The sequence below is a fragment of the Lelliottia sp. JS-SCA-14 genome (assembly GCF_035593345.1).
Classification (GTDB): Bacteria; Pseudomonadota; Gammaproteobacteria; order Enterobacterales; family Enterobacteriaceae; genus Enterobacter; species Enterobacter wanjuensis.
This window is the reverse complement of the sequence record NZ_CP141606.1, coordinates 4,306,499-4,320,768: the sequence shown is the minus strand read 5'-3', so window position 1 is coordinate 4,320,768 and position 14,270 is coordinate 4,306,499. Positions and strand designations below refer to the sequence as shown.

General features: G+C 56.0%; 10 protein-coding genes. 5 read left to right on the top strand and 5 right to left on the bottom strand.

Translation table 11 applies throughout. The annotated features are described in order from the left end of the window. The first annotated feature begins 85 nt into the window (after window positions 1-85). Window positions 86-1,723 (top strand): dihydroxyacetone kinase subunit DhaK, encoded by a 1,638-nt coding sequence (locus U9O48_RS20145; RefSeq protein ID WP_324723084.1) that lies wholly within the window; start codon window positions 86-88, stop codon window positions 1,721-1,723. Window positions 1,724-1,813: 90 nt separating this feature from the next. Here the strand turns inward: U9O48_RS20145 and ahr are convergent, their stop codons facing one another. Next, complete coding sequence (gene ahr / locus U9O48_RS20140; protein ID WP_282491844.1) at window positions 1,814-2,833, bottom strand: NADPH-dependent aldehyde reductase Ahr; 1,020 nt, start codon at window positions 2,831-2,833, stop codon at window positions 1,814-1,816. Window positions 2,834-2,916: 83 nt separating this feature from the next. After that, complete coding sequence (locus U9O48_RS20135; protein ID WP_285148125.1) at window positions 2,917-3,420, bottom strand: GNAT family N-acetyltransferase; 504 nt, start codon at window positions 3,418-3,420, stop codon at window positions 2,917-2,919. Between the two features lie 329 nt (window positions 3,421-3,749). On the opposite strand from U9O48_RS20135, the gene U9O48_RS20130 reads away from it, so the two are divergent. After that, window positions 3,750-4,280: a DUF943 family protein gene (locus U9O48_RS20130; protein WP_324723083.1), complete on the top strand. Its 531-nt coding sequence runs from the start codon at window positions 3,750-3,752 to the stop codon at window positions 4,278-4,280. Window positions 4,281-4,321: 41 nt separating this feature from the next. On the opposite strand, the gene U9O48_RS20125 is transcribed toward U9O48_RS20130, so the two are convergent. The 3 genes from U9O48_RS20125 to pepA form a co-directional block, all read right to left on the bottom strand. Continuing rightward, the gene (locus U9O48_RS20125) at window positions 4,322-7,177 is read right to left on the bottom strand and encodes a valine--tRNA ligase (protein ID WP_285148129.1); all 2,856 of its coding nucleotides are present in this window, start codon (window positions 7,175-7,177) and stop codon (window positions 4,322-4,324) included. Next, window positions 7,177-7,620 (bottom strand): DNA polymerase III subunit chi, encoded by a 444-nt coding sequence (gene holC, locus U9O48_RS20120; protein ID WP_282491839.1) that lies wholly within the window; start codon window positions 7,618-7,620, stop codon window positions 7,177-7,179. The genes U9O48_RS20125 and holC overlap by 1 nt, the downstream gene beginning before the upstream one ends. A gap of 119 nt (window positions 7,621-7,739) precedes the next feature. Beyond that, window positions 7,740-9,251, bottom strand: coding sequence for a leucyl aminopeptidase (gene pepA, locus U9O48_RS20115; RefSeq protein WP_282491838.1), 1,512 nt, complete (start codon window positions 9,249-9,251; stop codon window positions 7,740-7,742). A 266-nt stretch (window positions 9,252-9,517) separates the two neighbouring features. Between pepA and lptF the strand changes: the two genes are divergently transcribed. The 3 genes from lptF (at window position 9,518) to arcB (ending at window position 14,171) form a co-directional block, all read left to right on the top strand. Then, window positions 9,518-10,618, top strand: a complete 1,101-nt coding sequence (gene lptF / locus U9O48_RS20110; protein ID WP_282491837.1) for an LPS export ABC transporter permease LptF — start codon at window positions 9,518-9,520, stop codon at window positions 10,616-10,618. Next, window positions 10,618-11,700: an LPS export ABC transporter permease LptG gene (gene lptG / locus U9O48_RS20105; protein WP_324723082.1), complete on the top strand. Its 1,083-nt coding sequence runs from the start codon at window positions 10,618-10,620 to the stop codon at window positions 11,698-11,700. Before lptF ends, lptG begins: the two co-directional genes overlap by 1 nt. A 137-nt stretch (window positions 11,701-11,837) precedes the next feature. Continuing rightward, window positions 11,838-14,171: an aerobic respiration two-component sensor histidine kinase ArcB gene (arcB, locus tag U9O48_RS20100; protein WP_324723081.1), complete on the top strand. Its 2,334-nt coding sequence runs from the start codon at window positions 11,838-11,840 to the stop codon at window positions 14,169-14,171. The last annotated feature ends 99 nt before the right edge of the window (window positions 14,172-14,270 follow it).

Sequence of the window (14,270 nt, the reverse complement as noted above, 5' to 3'; positions counted from 1 at the left end):
TTGACTCAGTAAATTCCTGACTTTGCGGCGCAATATCCAGCGCGGACTATGCTTTTGCATACGATTCACAAAAAGTTGGAAAGCTATGTCCAGATTCTTTTTTAATGACCGCAAACAGCTGGTCAACGACGCCATTGAAGGCATACTGATCTCCGCGCCGCATGGCAATTTGGTCAAACTCGATATCGATCCCGCCATTCGCGTGGTGGCCCGCAGTGACTGGGATAAAAGCCGTGTGGCGGTCATTTCCGGCGGGGGTTCCGGTCACGAACCGGCGCACGCAGGGTTTGTCGGCAAAGGGATGCTAACCGCAGCGGTGTGCGGCGATCTGTTTGCCTCTCCGAGCGTGGATGCGGTGCTGAACGCCATCGTGGCGGTGACGGGCGATCGTGGGTGCCTGCTGATCGTCAAAAACTACACCGGCGATCGTCTGAACTTCGGTCTTGCAGCGGAAAAAGCCAAACGCTACGGGCTGAAAGTCGAGATGATCATTGTGGCCGATGACATCGCGCTGCCGGACAACAAACAGCCGCGCGGGATTGCGGGCACGGCGCTGGTCCACAAAATCGCGGGTTATGCGGCGGAGAAAGGCAAGTCCCTGAGCGACGTTCGGGATATCGCGCAGCAGGCCTGCGATAACCTCTGGAGCCTCGGCGTGGCGATGCAGACCTGTAATCTGCCGGGCAGTGACGACGAAGAGGGGCGCATCAAGCAGGGGCACGTCGAGCTTGGCCTGGGCATTCACGGCGAGCCGGGGGCATCGGTAGTCGATACGCAAAACAGCAAAGCGATAATCGACACGCTGGTGGCGCCGCTCAAAGAGAAAGCAGGCGACGGGCGTTTTGCGGTGCTGATCAACAATCTCGGCGGCGTGTCGGCGCTGGAGATGGCGCTGCTGACCAAGGAGCTGGCCCATTCGGCGCTTAAGGATCAGATCGCGTATCTGATTGGTCCTGCACCGCTGGTGAGTTCGCTGGATATGAAGGGCTTTTCTCTGTCGCTGCTCCGGCTGAATGAGACCTTCGAGCAGGCGCTGAATGAGCCTGTCGAAACCATCGGCTGGCAAACACCGGTTGCGTTTGCGCCGCTGCGTACCTTGGCGCATACGGCTATTCAGGATCGCGTGGACTCTACGCCGTCAGAAAATGCGCAGGTAGCTGCACTTGTTGCGGGCGCGACGCAAACGCTGGTCGATCTGGAAAATCGCCTGAATGCGCTGGATGCCAAAGTGGGCGACGGCGATACCGGGTCGACCTTTGCGCAAGGCGCGCGGGACATTGCGCAGCTGTTGCAGGAGAAGCAACTGCCGCTGAATGACGTGCCGAAACTGCTGCTGTTAATCGGCGAACGGCTGGCGACGGTGATGGGGGGATCGAGCGGCGTGCTGATGTCGATCTTCTTTACCGCGGCCGGGCAGCAGCTACAGGACGGTAAACCGTTGGCGGAGGCTTTGCTGAGTGGGCTTGCGCAAATGAAGCAATACGGAGGGGCGGATCTCGGCGATCGTACATTGATCGATGCGCTGCAACCGGCGCTGGAAGCGTTGCAAAAAGGCGATATTCAGGCTGCTGCGCAGGCGGCGAAGCAGGGGGCAGACGCAACCGCCAGCATGCAAAAAGCCGGAGCGGGGCGTTCGTCGTATGTGAATAAAGAAAATCTGGATGGGGTGACCGATCCGGGAGCGGTGGCGGTAGCAGAGGTGTTTGCGACGTTGGCGCGATAGGTAAAAATGCCCGGTGGCGCTACGCTTACCGGGCCTACAAAACCTAACCGTAGGCCGGGTAAGGCGCAGCCGCCACCCGGCAATTCAGCCTTAGAAGTCTGCTTTCAACACCACGCGGTAACGGGCTTTACCGTCGCGTACGTGCTGGATGGCTTCGTTGATTTTTGACATCGGATACAGTTCGGTGGTCGGTGCCACTTTGGTTCGGCCTGCGAACTTCATCAGTTTGCGCAGTTCAAACGGCGTGCCGGTAGCGGAACCGGAAATGCTGCGATCGCCACCGATCAGGGTGAAGGCCGGAACCGGAAGAGGCTTCAGCACTGCGCCGACGGTATGGAAATTCCCGCCGTAGGCCAGCGCTTCGAAGTACGGCTGCCAGTCGAGATCGACGTTCACGGTGTTGATGATCAAATCAAACTGACCGGCCAGCGCTTTCAGCAGTTCAGGGTCGCGGCTGTTGACCACCTTATCGGCCCCCATCGCCAGCACTTCTTTCTCTTTCGCCGGATTGGAGCTGAACGCAGTGACTTCGCAGCCCATGGCGTGCAGCAGTTTAATGGCGATATGGCCTAAACCGCCAATCCCAATGACGCCGACGCGGCTGGTGGCGGTGACATGATGCATCAGAAGCGGTTTGAAGACGGTGATACCGCCGCACAGCAGTGGGCCTGCGGATTCAATATCAATGCTGTCCGGGAGCGGAATGACCCACTGCCAGTCGGCGCGCAGTTTGTCGGCGAAACCGCCTTTATTGAGGATGGTCGGCACTGCGCCTTCCAGACAGTTGATCTGGTTGCCGCTGATACAGGCGTCGCAATGGCCGCAGCTGCGCGCGGTCCAGCCAATGCCCACGCGCTGGCCGATCTTCAGCCCTTTGTCCTGAGCCGCCGTACCCAGCGCTACCACGCGGCCAATCACTTCGTGCCCGGCGACCAGCGGATAGCTCGAGAAGCCCCATTCGTTGTCGATCATCGACAGGTCTGAGTGGCAAATCCCGCAATAGTCGACCTGCACTTCGACGTCTTCTGCTTTCAGCTCGCCCGCATCGTATTCGTACAGTTCAAGTTCTGCACCTGCCTGCGGCGCGGCATAGCTTTTTATCTTCGACATCGTCTTTCCCCCGTTTTGGTGTGAACTGAGAGTGTAGAGCATTCAGTTTACAGCCGCTTAACAGAAGAGGGCAGGAAAGAGATTTACAGAGTTTTCAGCATCCTGACTTCGCAATCGACATGACCAGTGCAGCCCAGCGGCGCGTCGATATGTTCAAAGCCCAGGTGTTCGTACAGGCCGATAGCTTCTTTAAGGAAGGCGGTGGTTTCGAGGTAACAGCGTTTGAAGCCCTGTGCGCGAGCGTGATCCATCGCCAGAAGCGCCAGCTTTTTCGCCAGCCCTTGTCCACGTACGGTCGGCAGGAAGTACATCTTTTGCAGCTCGCAGATATCCGACTCGCTGCAGCTCAGCGGTGCGACTCCGCCTCCGCCGACGACGCTGCCGTTTTGTTCAATCACCCAGTAGGCATGGCCCGGCTGGCTGTAGAGCTGGAACAGTTCGTCGAGATTCGGGTCCGCAACCGTATAGCCTTTATCGGCCGTCAGACCGTACTCCGCAGACACTTCGCGGATCACCGCGGCGATACCGGCGTTATCTTGCTCTGTGATCCGACGCATAGCGGCTGCGACGGGGGTAATCACGCTCATAGCATTACTCATGACAAAAATTGACACACAACTGCAGTTAATAGCACCGCAGAAAGGGGAGTGCAAGCGAGGATAATTCATATGTGGGAATTTTTATCCGAATACTTAGCTGATGGTTTATCTGAGAATTATTGTTTGGTAGATTGAATTTATATTTGCGAAGGTGTTTAATTTGAAATAAACAATATTTATGTGTGGTGGTGTTTCTATTCATAGGGATGATGAATTATGAACCTTGATATGTGTTTATCAATCCGGTTCGCATATGTAAATTACGCGCATCTCATCAAGTCTAACGCCCATATTCATGTTTGCTATGGAGTCTATTAATGACATGTTCGAAGCGTAAAATATTCTTAGGTGCGGTGCTAATTCTTACAGGCAGTTATCTCTTATGGGCACAGCGCCCTGTAAATATTATTCGTGCTGGAGATCGATTTGAGTATGACCCTCGCTTCAAACAGGGGCTTTATAAAGGAAGTGAAATGGGGTTTAGTGATAATGAGGCTTATGACATCGTAGTTGATCACATGCCCTTAACCGAATGGGGGCGAATCCACTGGTATCTTGATCATAAGGCTGAACTTAAAAATAAATACAATATCCCGGCTTCCTCCTCTTACCATATTACCTTTTGGGATATCGGTGACGGGTTTATTGACGGTGATAAATCTGGCGACGGTGATTTAGCCTGTTTTAACAAAGTAGATAATTCAAACGAGAATTGCCTTGAGAAAGAGGTATTACTCTCCGTGGATTTTGACAAAGGCAGATGGGAAGAATTTCATTTTCATGGCTGCGATAATTATTGGTTTATTATGCCGAATGGACGCCTTGGATTATTTTATAAGACCCAATAAAAAAGCCGGAGATTTCTCCGGCTTTTCAATCACAGCGCTAATCACAGCGCAGCAATAACCGCCTGCTGCTCAATCAGCTTCGCTTTCGCGTCAGCGAAGGCGACCAGACGTTCACGCTCTTTGGCGATAACGGCTTCAGGGGCACGGGCAACGAAACCTTCGTTAGACAGTTTGCTCTCGATTTTCCCGATTTCCAGTTCGACTTTGGCGACTTCTTTTGCCAGACGAGCCAGTTCGGTTTCTTTGTCGATAAGCCCTGCCATTGGGATCAGCAGCTCGGCTCCTTCGATGATTTTAGTCACGGAGACCGGACCTTTGTCATCAGCAGGCAGCACGGTGATGCTTTCCAGACGCGCCATGTTCTGCAGGAAGCTGCTGTTCTCGGTCACGCGACGCACTGCCGCTTCACTGCAACCGCGCAGCAGCAGTTCCAGCGGTTTGCCTGGAGAGAGGTTCATCTCGGCGCGAATGTTACGGATCGCCACAATCGCCTGTTTCAGCCATTCGGTATCGGACGCTGCGGCTTCATCCACCTGCGCTGCATCGAACTCCGGGAACGGCTGCAGCATGATGGTGTCGGCAGTGATGCCTTTGATGACTTTCACACGCTGCCAGATGGTCTCGGTGATGAACGGGATGATTGGGTGCGCGAGGCGCAGCAAACCTTCCAGAACGGTAATCAGCGTGTTACGCGTGCCGCGCAGTTCCGCTTCGTTACCGCCGTTCATGACCGGCTTGGTCAGCTCCAGATACCAGTCGCAGAACTGGTTCCAGGTGAACTCATACAGAATGCCTGCCGCGATGTCGAAGCGATAAGTATCCAGCGCTTCACGGTACGCTTTGATGGTCTGGTTGAATTCAGCCAGGATCCAGCGATCCGCCAGAGACAGAGTCATTTCGCCGCCGTTGAAGCCGCAATCCTGATCTTCGGTGTTCATCAGCACGAAGCGGCTGGCGTTCCACAGCTTGTTACAGAAGTTGCGGTAACCTTCCAGACGTTTCATGTCCCAGTTGATGTCGCGACCGGTAGAGGCCAGCGCCGCCAGGGTGAAACGCAGGGCGTCGGTGCCGTGCGGCTCGATGCCGTCCGGGAATTGCTTCTCGGTGCGCTTGCGAATTTTTTCCGCCAGCTGCGGCTGCATCATGTTGCCGGTACGTTTCTCCAGCAGGTCTGCCAGAGAAATGCCGTCCACCATATCCAGCGGGTCAATCACGTTGCCCTTGGATTTGGACATCTTCTGACCTTCGTCGTCACGAATTAGGCCGGTCATGTAGACGGTATGGAACGGAACCTGCGGCTTGCCGTTTTCATCTTTGATGAAGTGCATGGTCATCATGATCATGCGGGCAATCCAGAAGAAGATGATGTCGAAGCCAGAGACCATCACGCTGGTTGGGTGGAACTGACGCAGGGCGTCGGTGTTTTCCGGCCAGCCGAGGGTGGAGAAGGTCCACAGGGCGGAGGAGAACCAGGTGTCCAGAACGTCGTCGTCCTGGCGCAGGGCGACGTCAGCGCCCAGGTTGTTTTCCTGACGCACTTCTTCTTCGGTGCGGCCAACGTACACGTTGCCGTCGTTGTCATACCAGGCCGGGATACGGTGACCCCACCACAGCTGACGAGAGATACACCAGTCCTGAATATCGCGCATCCAGGAGAAGTACATGTTTTCATACTGCTTAGGAACGAACTGGATGTCGCCGTTTTCAACGGCTTCAACCGCCGGTTTCGCCAGCACGTCGGCGCGGACGTACCACTGGTCGGTCAGCATCGGCTCGATCACCACGCCGCCACGGTCGCCGTAAGGAACGGTCAGATCGTGAGGTTTGATCTCTTCCAGCAGGCCGAGCGCGTCGATGGCAGCTACAACGGCTTTACGCGCGGCGAAACGTTCCAGTTTCTGGAATTCAGCCGGGATCTCAGCGGAGTAAACGTCTGACTCTTCGCCTTTGGTGTCATACACTTCCGCGCTTTCACGGATATCACCGTCAAAGGTCAGAATGTTGATCATCGGCAGGGCGTGACGACGGCCCACTTCATAGTCGTTGAAATCGTGCGCCGGGGTGATTTTCACGCAGCCGGTGCCTTTTTCCATATCGGCGTGTTCGTCGCCCAGGATCGGAATGCGGCGGTTTACCAGCGGCAGAACCACGAATTTGCCAATCAGATCTTTGTAGCGCGGATCTTCCGGGTTAACGGCCACGCCGGTATCGCCCAGCAGGGTTTCCGGACGGGTGGTCGCCACCACCAGATAATCTTTACCGTCTGCGGTTTTTGCGCCATCGGCCAGCGGATAGCGGATGTGCCACATGGAGCCTTTAGACTCGCGGTTTTCCACTTCCAGATCGGAGATCGCGGTGCGCAGTTTCGGGTCCCAGTTGACCAGGCGTTTGCCACGGTAAATCAGGTCTTCTTTGTACAGGCGGACGAAGACTTCTTTAACGGCGTTGGAAAGGCCTTCATCCATGGTGAAGCGCTCGCGCTCCCAGTCCACGGAGTTGCCGAGACGGCGCATCTGACGGGTAATGGTGCCGCCTGATTCCGCTTTCCACTGCCAGATTTTGTCGATGAACGCGTCGCGACCGTAGTCGTGGCGGGTTTTACCTTCTTCAGCGGCAATCTTACGCTCCACCACCATTTGGGTTGCAATACCCGCGTGGTCAGTACCAGCCTGCCACAGGGTGTTTTTGCCCTGCATGCGCTGGTAGCGGATCATGGTATCCATGATGGTTTGCTGGAAAGCATGACCCATATGCAAACTGCCGGTGACGTTCGGCGGCGGGATCATGATGCAGAAGGACTCTTTGCTTTCATCGCCATTAGGCTTGAAATAGCCCTGCTCTTCCCAGTGCTCGTAAAGCGGCTGTTCGATATCTCGTGGGTTGTATGTCTTTTCCATTATTTCCAGGTTGCCGTATTCAGGTTAAAACCAGCCAGGCGGTACGCCTTGTAGCGTTCGCGCGCCAGTTGTTTCAGAGAATCTTCGTGAGGGACAAAGTCTACCACTTCTGTGAAAGCGGTGGCAAAATCTGCAAAGCCGATACGCAGGCTGATCAGAATATCGCGCGCGCTGCTGTTACGCTTTTGCGGCCAGGCGATTTCCACCGGTGCGCCGCCGCGCGGACCTTCTCCCGACAAATTATGCGGAACAAAACTTTCGGGCGGCCTTGCCCACAGCGCTTCGTCGAGACGAATCGCCTGCGCTTCATCTTCGCAGGCAATCAGGACGCGTTTACCGCTGCGCCAACGTTCTGCGGCAATTTCACACACCAGCTGTTCGACGGCGCTTAAGCCATCGGCGGTGTTGTCGTTGTCCAGAAGGTAGAACGTTGCATTCTTCATATATGGGGCTTCTTGTGGTCACTTTAAATGCTTAAGCCGGGTGGCGCTACGCTTACCCGGCCTACGGTATCGTGACGTTGTAGGCCGGGTAAGGCGAAGCCGCCACCCGGCATTTAACATCACTCTTCGCCGTTAAAACCCGCGCGGTTGAGCAGGAACTGCGACAGCAGGGCGACCGGACGACCGGTAGCGCCTTTGGCTTTACCGGAGCGCCATGCGGTGCCCGCGATGTCGAGGTGCGCCCAGTTGTACTTGCGGGTAAAGCGCGCCAGGAAGCAGCCTGCGGTGATGGCACCGCCAGGACGGCCGCCGATGTTGGCCATGTCCGCGAAGTTAGACTCCAGCTGCTCCTGATACTCATCGCCCAGCGGCAGACGCCACGCGCGGTCACCCGCTTGCTCGGACGCGCCGATCAGCTCGTGGGCCAGCGGATTGTGGTTCGACAGCAGGCCGGTGATGTGATGGCCGAGGGCAATCACACAGGCACCGGTCAGCGTCGCCACGTCGATCACCGCTTCAGGATCAAAGCGCTCAACGTAGGTCAGCACGTCGCACAGCACCAGACGGCCTTCGGCGTCGGTGTTCAGTACTTCAACGGTCTGGCCGGACATGGTGGTCAGGACATCGCCTGGGCGATACGCGCGACCGCCAGGCATGTTTTCACAGCCCGCCAGCACGCCGATGACGTTAATCGGCAGCTGAAGCTCCGCGACCATACGCATCACGCCGTACACTGCCGCCGCACCGCACATGTCGTACTTCATCTCATCCATGCCTTCGGCTGGCTTGATGGAGATACCGCCGGAGTCAAAGGTGAGCCCTTTGCCGACCAGCACGATAGGACGCGCGTCTTCGGACGGATTGCCTTTGTACTCAATGACCGACATCAGCGATTCGTTTTGCGAACCGTTGCCGACCGCGAGGTACGAGTGCATCCCCAACTCTTTCATCTGCTGTTCGCCGATGACGCGGGTGACGACATTTTTGCTATAGGAATCGGCCAACTGACGCGCCTGCGATGCCAGGTAACCGGCGTTGCAGATGTTTGGCGGCATGTTGCCGAGATCTTTCGCCGCTTTGATACCGGCGGCAATCGCCAGACCGTGCTGAATGGCGCGCTCGCCGCTGGTCAGCTCGCGACGGGTTGGGACGTTAAAGACCATTTTACGCAGCGGACGACGCGGTTCGCTTTTGTTGGTCTTCAGTTGATCAAAACTGTAGAGGCTCTCTTTCGCGGTCTCAACGGCCTGACGCACTTTCCAGTAGGTGTTGCGACCTTTCACGTGCAGTTCGGTCAGGAAGCAGACGGCTTCCATTGAGCCGGTATCATTCAGGGTATTAATCGTTTTCTGAATGACCTGCTTATACTGGCGCTCATCCAGCTCGCGCTCTTTGCCACAGCCAATCAGCAGAATGCGTTCGGACAGCACGTTGGGAACATGGTGCAGCAACAGCGTCTGCCCAGGTTTGCCTTCCAGTTCGCCACGGCGCAGCAGGGCGCTGATGTAGCCGTCACTGATTTTATCGAGTTGCTCGGCGATCGGGGAGAGTCGGCGTGGTTCAAAGACGCCCACAACGATGCAGGCACTCCGCTGTTTCTCCGGGCTACCGCTTTTTACACTGAACTCCATGCACTACGCTCCTGAATCTTAAAGACAACGACGGCTGCTACGGATAGAATTGAAACCTTTCGTAACTCATGTCCGCTGTTGTGGTGACTTCGTGTTAATCTTACGTTACTACAGTTTCGGCACGTCAAAAAATATCCTGAAGCGCGACACCGCCGTGTTTTTAAATTTTAGCGATGTTTTCGACGACTCAAGAGAATAAATGACGTTTAAGCCATGAAACAAGCAATTTTCCAGCAAAGAGACGGGTTTTTACGGGCGTATTTAAAGTGATAATCATAAGATATCTGGTGCGGGAGACGCTCAAAAGCCAGCTGGCGATCCTTTTCATCTTACTTCTGATCTTTTTCTGTCAGAAGTTAGTCAGGATCCTCGGCGCGGCCGTTGACGGTGAAATCCCAACAAATCTGGTGCTTTCTCTGCTCGGATTAGGCGTGCCCGAAATGGCGCAGCTTATTCTGCCGCTTAGCCTTTTCCTTGGCCTGCTGATGACGCTGGGGAAACTCTATACCGAAAGTGAAATCACGGTGATGCACGCCTGCGGCTTGAGTAAAGCCGTGCTGGTGAAAGCCGCGATGGTGCTGGCGTTGTTCACGGGTATCGTGGCGGCGGTGAACGTCATGTGGGCCGGTCCCTGGTCTTCCCGACATCAGGATGAAGTGCTGGCCGAAGCCAAAGCCAACCCCGGTATGGCGGCGCTTGCGCAGGGCCAGTTCCAGCAGGCCACCGACGGCAGTTCAGTCCTCTTTATTGAAAGCGTCAGTGGCAGTCGTTTCAACGACGTTTTCCTCGCGCAAATCCGTACCAAAGGCAATGCCCGCCCTTCCGTGGTGGTTGCAGATTCCGGCCAGCTCTCCCAGCGTAAAGACGGTTCTCAGGTGGTGACGCTGAACCAGGGCACCCGCTTTGAAGGCACTGCGCTGCTTCGTGACTTCCGTATCACCGATTTCCAGAACTATCAGGCGATTATTGGCCATCAGAACGTGGCGCTCGATCCGACGGATACCGAGCAGATGGACATGCGGACCCTGATGAATACCGATACCAACCGCGCTCGAGCTGAGCTGCACTGGCGCCTGACGCTAGTATTCACGGTGTTTATGATGGCACTGATGGTCGTGCCGCTGAGCGTGGTCAACCCGCGCCAGGGCCGTGTGCTTTCGATGTTGCCAGCCATGCTGCTCTATCTGGTGTTCTTCCTGTTGCAAACGTCGATCAAGTCTAACGGCGGCAAAGGTAAGCTCGACCCGATGATTTGGATGTGGGTGGTCAACGGTCTTTACCTGTTGCTGGCAGTGGTATTAAACCTGTGGGACAGCGTGCCGATGCGCCGCATGCGTGCCCGTTTTGTGCGTAAAGGAGCGGTGTAATGCAGGCTTTTCGCGTTCTTGACCGCTATATCGGTAAAACCATTTTTACCACCATCATGATGACCTTGTTCATGCTGGTGTCGCTTTCGGGCATCATCAAGTTTGTCGACCAGCTGAAAAAGGCCGGGCAGGGGAGCTATGACGCCCTGGGTGCCGGGATGTATACCCTTCTCAGCATTCCAAAAGATGTGCAGATCTTCTTCCCGATGGCCGCGCTGTTAGGCGCACTGCTGGGTCTGGGGATGCTGGCCCAGCGCAGTGAGCTGGTGGTGATGCAGGCTTCCGGCTTTACCCGTATGCAGGTGGCGATGTCGGTGATGAAAACCGCGATCCCGCTGGTTCTCCTGACGATGGCCATCGGCGAATGGGTTGCGCCGCAGGGCGAGCAGATGGCGCGTAATTACCGTGCGCAAGCCATGTACGGCGGCTCGCTGCTTTCGACCCAGCAAGGGCTGTGGGCGAAAGACGGTCACAACTTTGTTTACATTGAACGAGTGAAAGGCGATGACGAGCTGGGCGGCGTGAGTATTTACGCCTTCAACGATAGTCGTCGTTTGCAGTCCGTGCGTTATGCCGCCACGGCGAAATTCGATCCGGCGCAAAAGCTCTGGCGTTTGTCGCAGGTGGACGAATCCAATCTGACCGATCCTAAGCAAATCACCGGGTCGCAAACCGTGTCCGGCACCTGGAAAACCAACCTGACGCCTGACAAACTGGGCGTGGTGGCGCTGGATCCGGATGCGCTGTCGATCAGCGGTTTGCACAATTACGTGAAGTACCTGAAGTCGAGCGGCCAGGACGCCGGACGTTATCAGCTCAACATGTGGAGCAAAATCTTCCAGCCGATGTCCGTGGCGGTGATGATGCTGATGGCCCTGTCGTTTATCTTCGGGCCGCTGCGTAGCGTGCCGATGGGCGTGCGCGTGGTGACCGGTATCAGCTTCGGCTTTGTCTTCTACGTGCTGGACCAGATATTTGGCCCGCTGACGCTGGTCTACGGAATTCCTCCGCTGATTGGCGCGCTGCTCCCGAGCGCCTCGTTCCTTCTGATAAGCTTCTGGCTGCTTCTCAGACGCTCCTGATCGCCACACCTCCTCACTCCCGCATCGCCGGGAGTGAGGCTAATCTCCTGATTGACGCCGCACTTTTTCACACAACCTTCAACGCCTTGCCCGGAATTTGAGTATTATTGAGCGATGAAGTCGTGAAGGGATCCCCTATGAAGCAAATTCGTATGCTTGCACAGTACTACGTCGACCTGATGATGAAGCTCGGCCTGGTACGTTTCTCACTGCTGTTGGCTCTGGCGCTGGTGGTGCTGGCGATAGTCGTGCAGATGGCCGTCACTATGGTGCTCCACGGCCAGGTTGAAAGCATCGACGTTATCCGCTCGATCTTCTTTGGCCTGCTGATCACTCCCTGGGCGGTCTATTTCCTGTCGGTGGTGGTGGAACAGCTGGAAGAGTCGCGCCAGCGTCTTTCCCGCCTGGTGCAAAAGCTTGAAGAGATGCGCGAGCGCGATCTCAAACTTAACGTCCAGCTGAAAGATAACATTGCGCAGCTGAATCAGGAGATTTCGGATCGTGAGAAAGCGGAAGCCGAACGTCAGGCGACGCTGGAACAGCTAAAGGTGGAGATGAAAGAGCGTGAAGTCACGCAGATCCAGCTTGAGCAGCAATCCTCCTTCCTGCGCTCCTTCCTCGACGCTTCCCCGGATCTGGTTTTCTATCGCAATGAAGATAAAGAGTTCTCCGGCTGCAACCGGGCGATGGAACTGCTGACAGGTAAAAGTGAAAAACAGCTGATTCACCTCAAGCCGCAGGATGTCTACTCCGAAGAGGCGGCAGCCAAGGTTATCGAAACCGACGAGAAGGTGTTCCGCCACAACGTCTCCCTGACTTATGAACAGTGGCTCGATTATCCCGACGGGCGCAAAGCCTGTTTCGAAATCCGTAAAGTGCCTTACTACGATCGCGTGGGTAAACGCCACGGCCTGATGGGCTTTGGGCGCGATATTACCGAACGTAAGCGCTACCAGGATGCCCTGGAGCGCGCCAGCCGCGACAAGACGACCTTCATTTCGACCATCAGCCACGAGTTGCGTACGCCGCTGAACGGCATCGTCGGCCTGAGCCGCATTCTGCTGGATACCGACCTGACCGGCGAGCAGGAAAAATACCTCAAGACCATCCACGTTTCTGCGGTGACGCTGGGCAATATCTTCAACGATATTATCGATATGGATAAAATGGAGCGCCGAAAAGTCCAGCTGGATAATCAGCCTGTCGACTTCACCGGGTTCCTGGCGGATCTCGAAAACCTCTCCGGCCTGCAGGCCCAGCAAAAAGGGCTGCGCTTTGTGCTTGAGCCGTCCCTGCCGCTGCCGCATAAAGTGGTGACAGACGGCACGCGTCTGCGCCAGATCCTGTGGAATCTCATCAGTAACGCCGTCAAGTTCACCCAGAAGGGGGAAGTGGTGGTGCGGATCCGCTTCGATGCGGGCGATATGCTGCACTTCGAGGTGGAAGATTCCGGGATCGGTATTCCGCAGGAGGAGCAGGACAAGATCTTCGCCATGTATTATCAGGTGAAAGACAGCAATGGCGGCAAACCGGCAACGGGCACCGGGATTGGCCTGGCCGTATCGCGCCGCCTGGCGAAGAGCATGGGCGGAGATATCACCGTTTCCAGCCAGCAGGGCAAAGGCTCCATCTTTACCCTGACGGTGCATGCGCCTGCGGTCGCCGAAGAGGTGGAAGATACCTTCGAGAACGACGAACTGCCGCTGCCGGCCCTGCACGTCCTGCTGGTGGAAGATATTGAGCTGAACGTGATTGTTGCCCGCTCCGTCCTGGAGAAACTGGGGAACAGCGTGGATGTGGCGATGACCGGAACGGCCGCGCTGGAGATGTTCACGCCGGGCGAGTATGACCTCGTGCTGCTGGATATTCAGCTGCCGGACATGACCGGGCTGGATATCTCCCGCGAGCTGACGCGTCGTTTTGCCCGCGATGAGCTGCCGCCGCTGGTGGCCCTGACCGCGAACGTGCTGAAGGACAAAAAAGAGTACCTCGATGCCGGTATGGACGACGTGCTCAGCAAACCGCTGGCGGTGCCTGCCCTGACTGCCATGATCAAGAAGTTCTGGGATACCAATGACGAAGAGGAGAGCACGATGACGCCTGTAGAGAGCGAAAAAGCACAATCACTTCTGGATATCGCGATGCTTGAGCAGTACATCGATTTGGTCGGGCCGAAGCTGATTACCGATGGCCTGGCCGTGTTCGAGAAAATGATGCCGGGCTATTTGAACGTGCTGGAATCCAACCTGACGGCGCGCGATCAGAAAGGTATCGTCGAAGAAGGGCACAAAATTAAAGGCGCGGCCGGTTCAGTCGGATTACGTCATTTGCAGCAGCTGGGTCAGCAGATCCAGTCACCGGATTTACCGGCGTGGTGGGATAACGTGGGTGAATGGGTTGAGGAGATGAAACAAGAGTGGCAGAACGACGTCGACGTGCTGAAAGCCTGGGTGGAATCCAGAAAAAAATGACCCCGGCTAAACCGGGGTGCGCGAATACTGCGCCAACACCAGGGAAATCTTGGCCGCGCCTGTTTTTTTAGTATTGTGACTACATTGACGCTGCCTGAA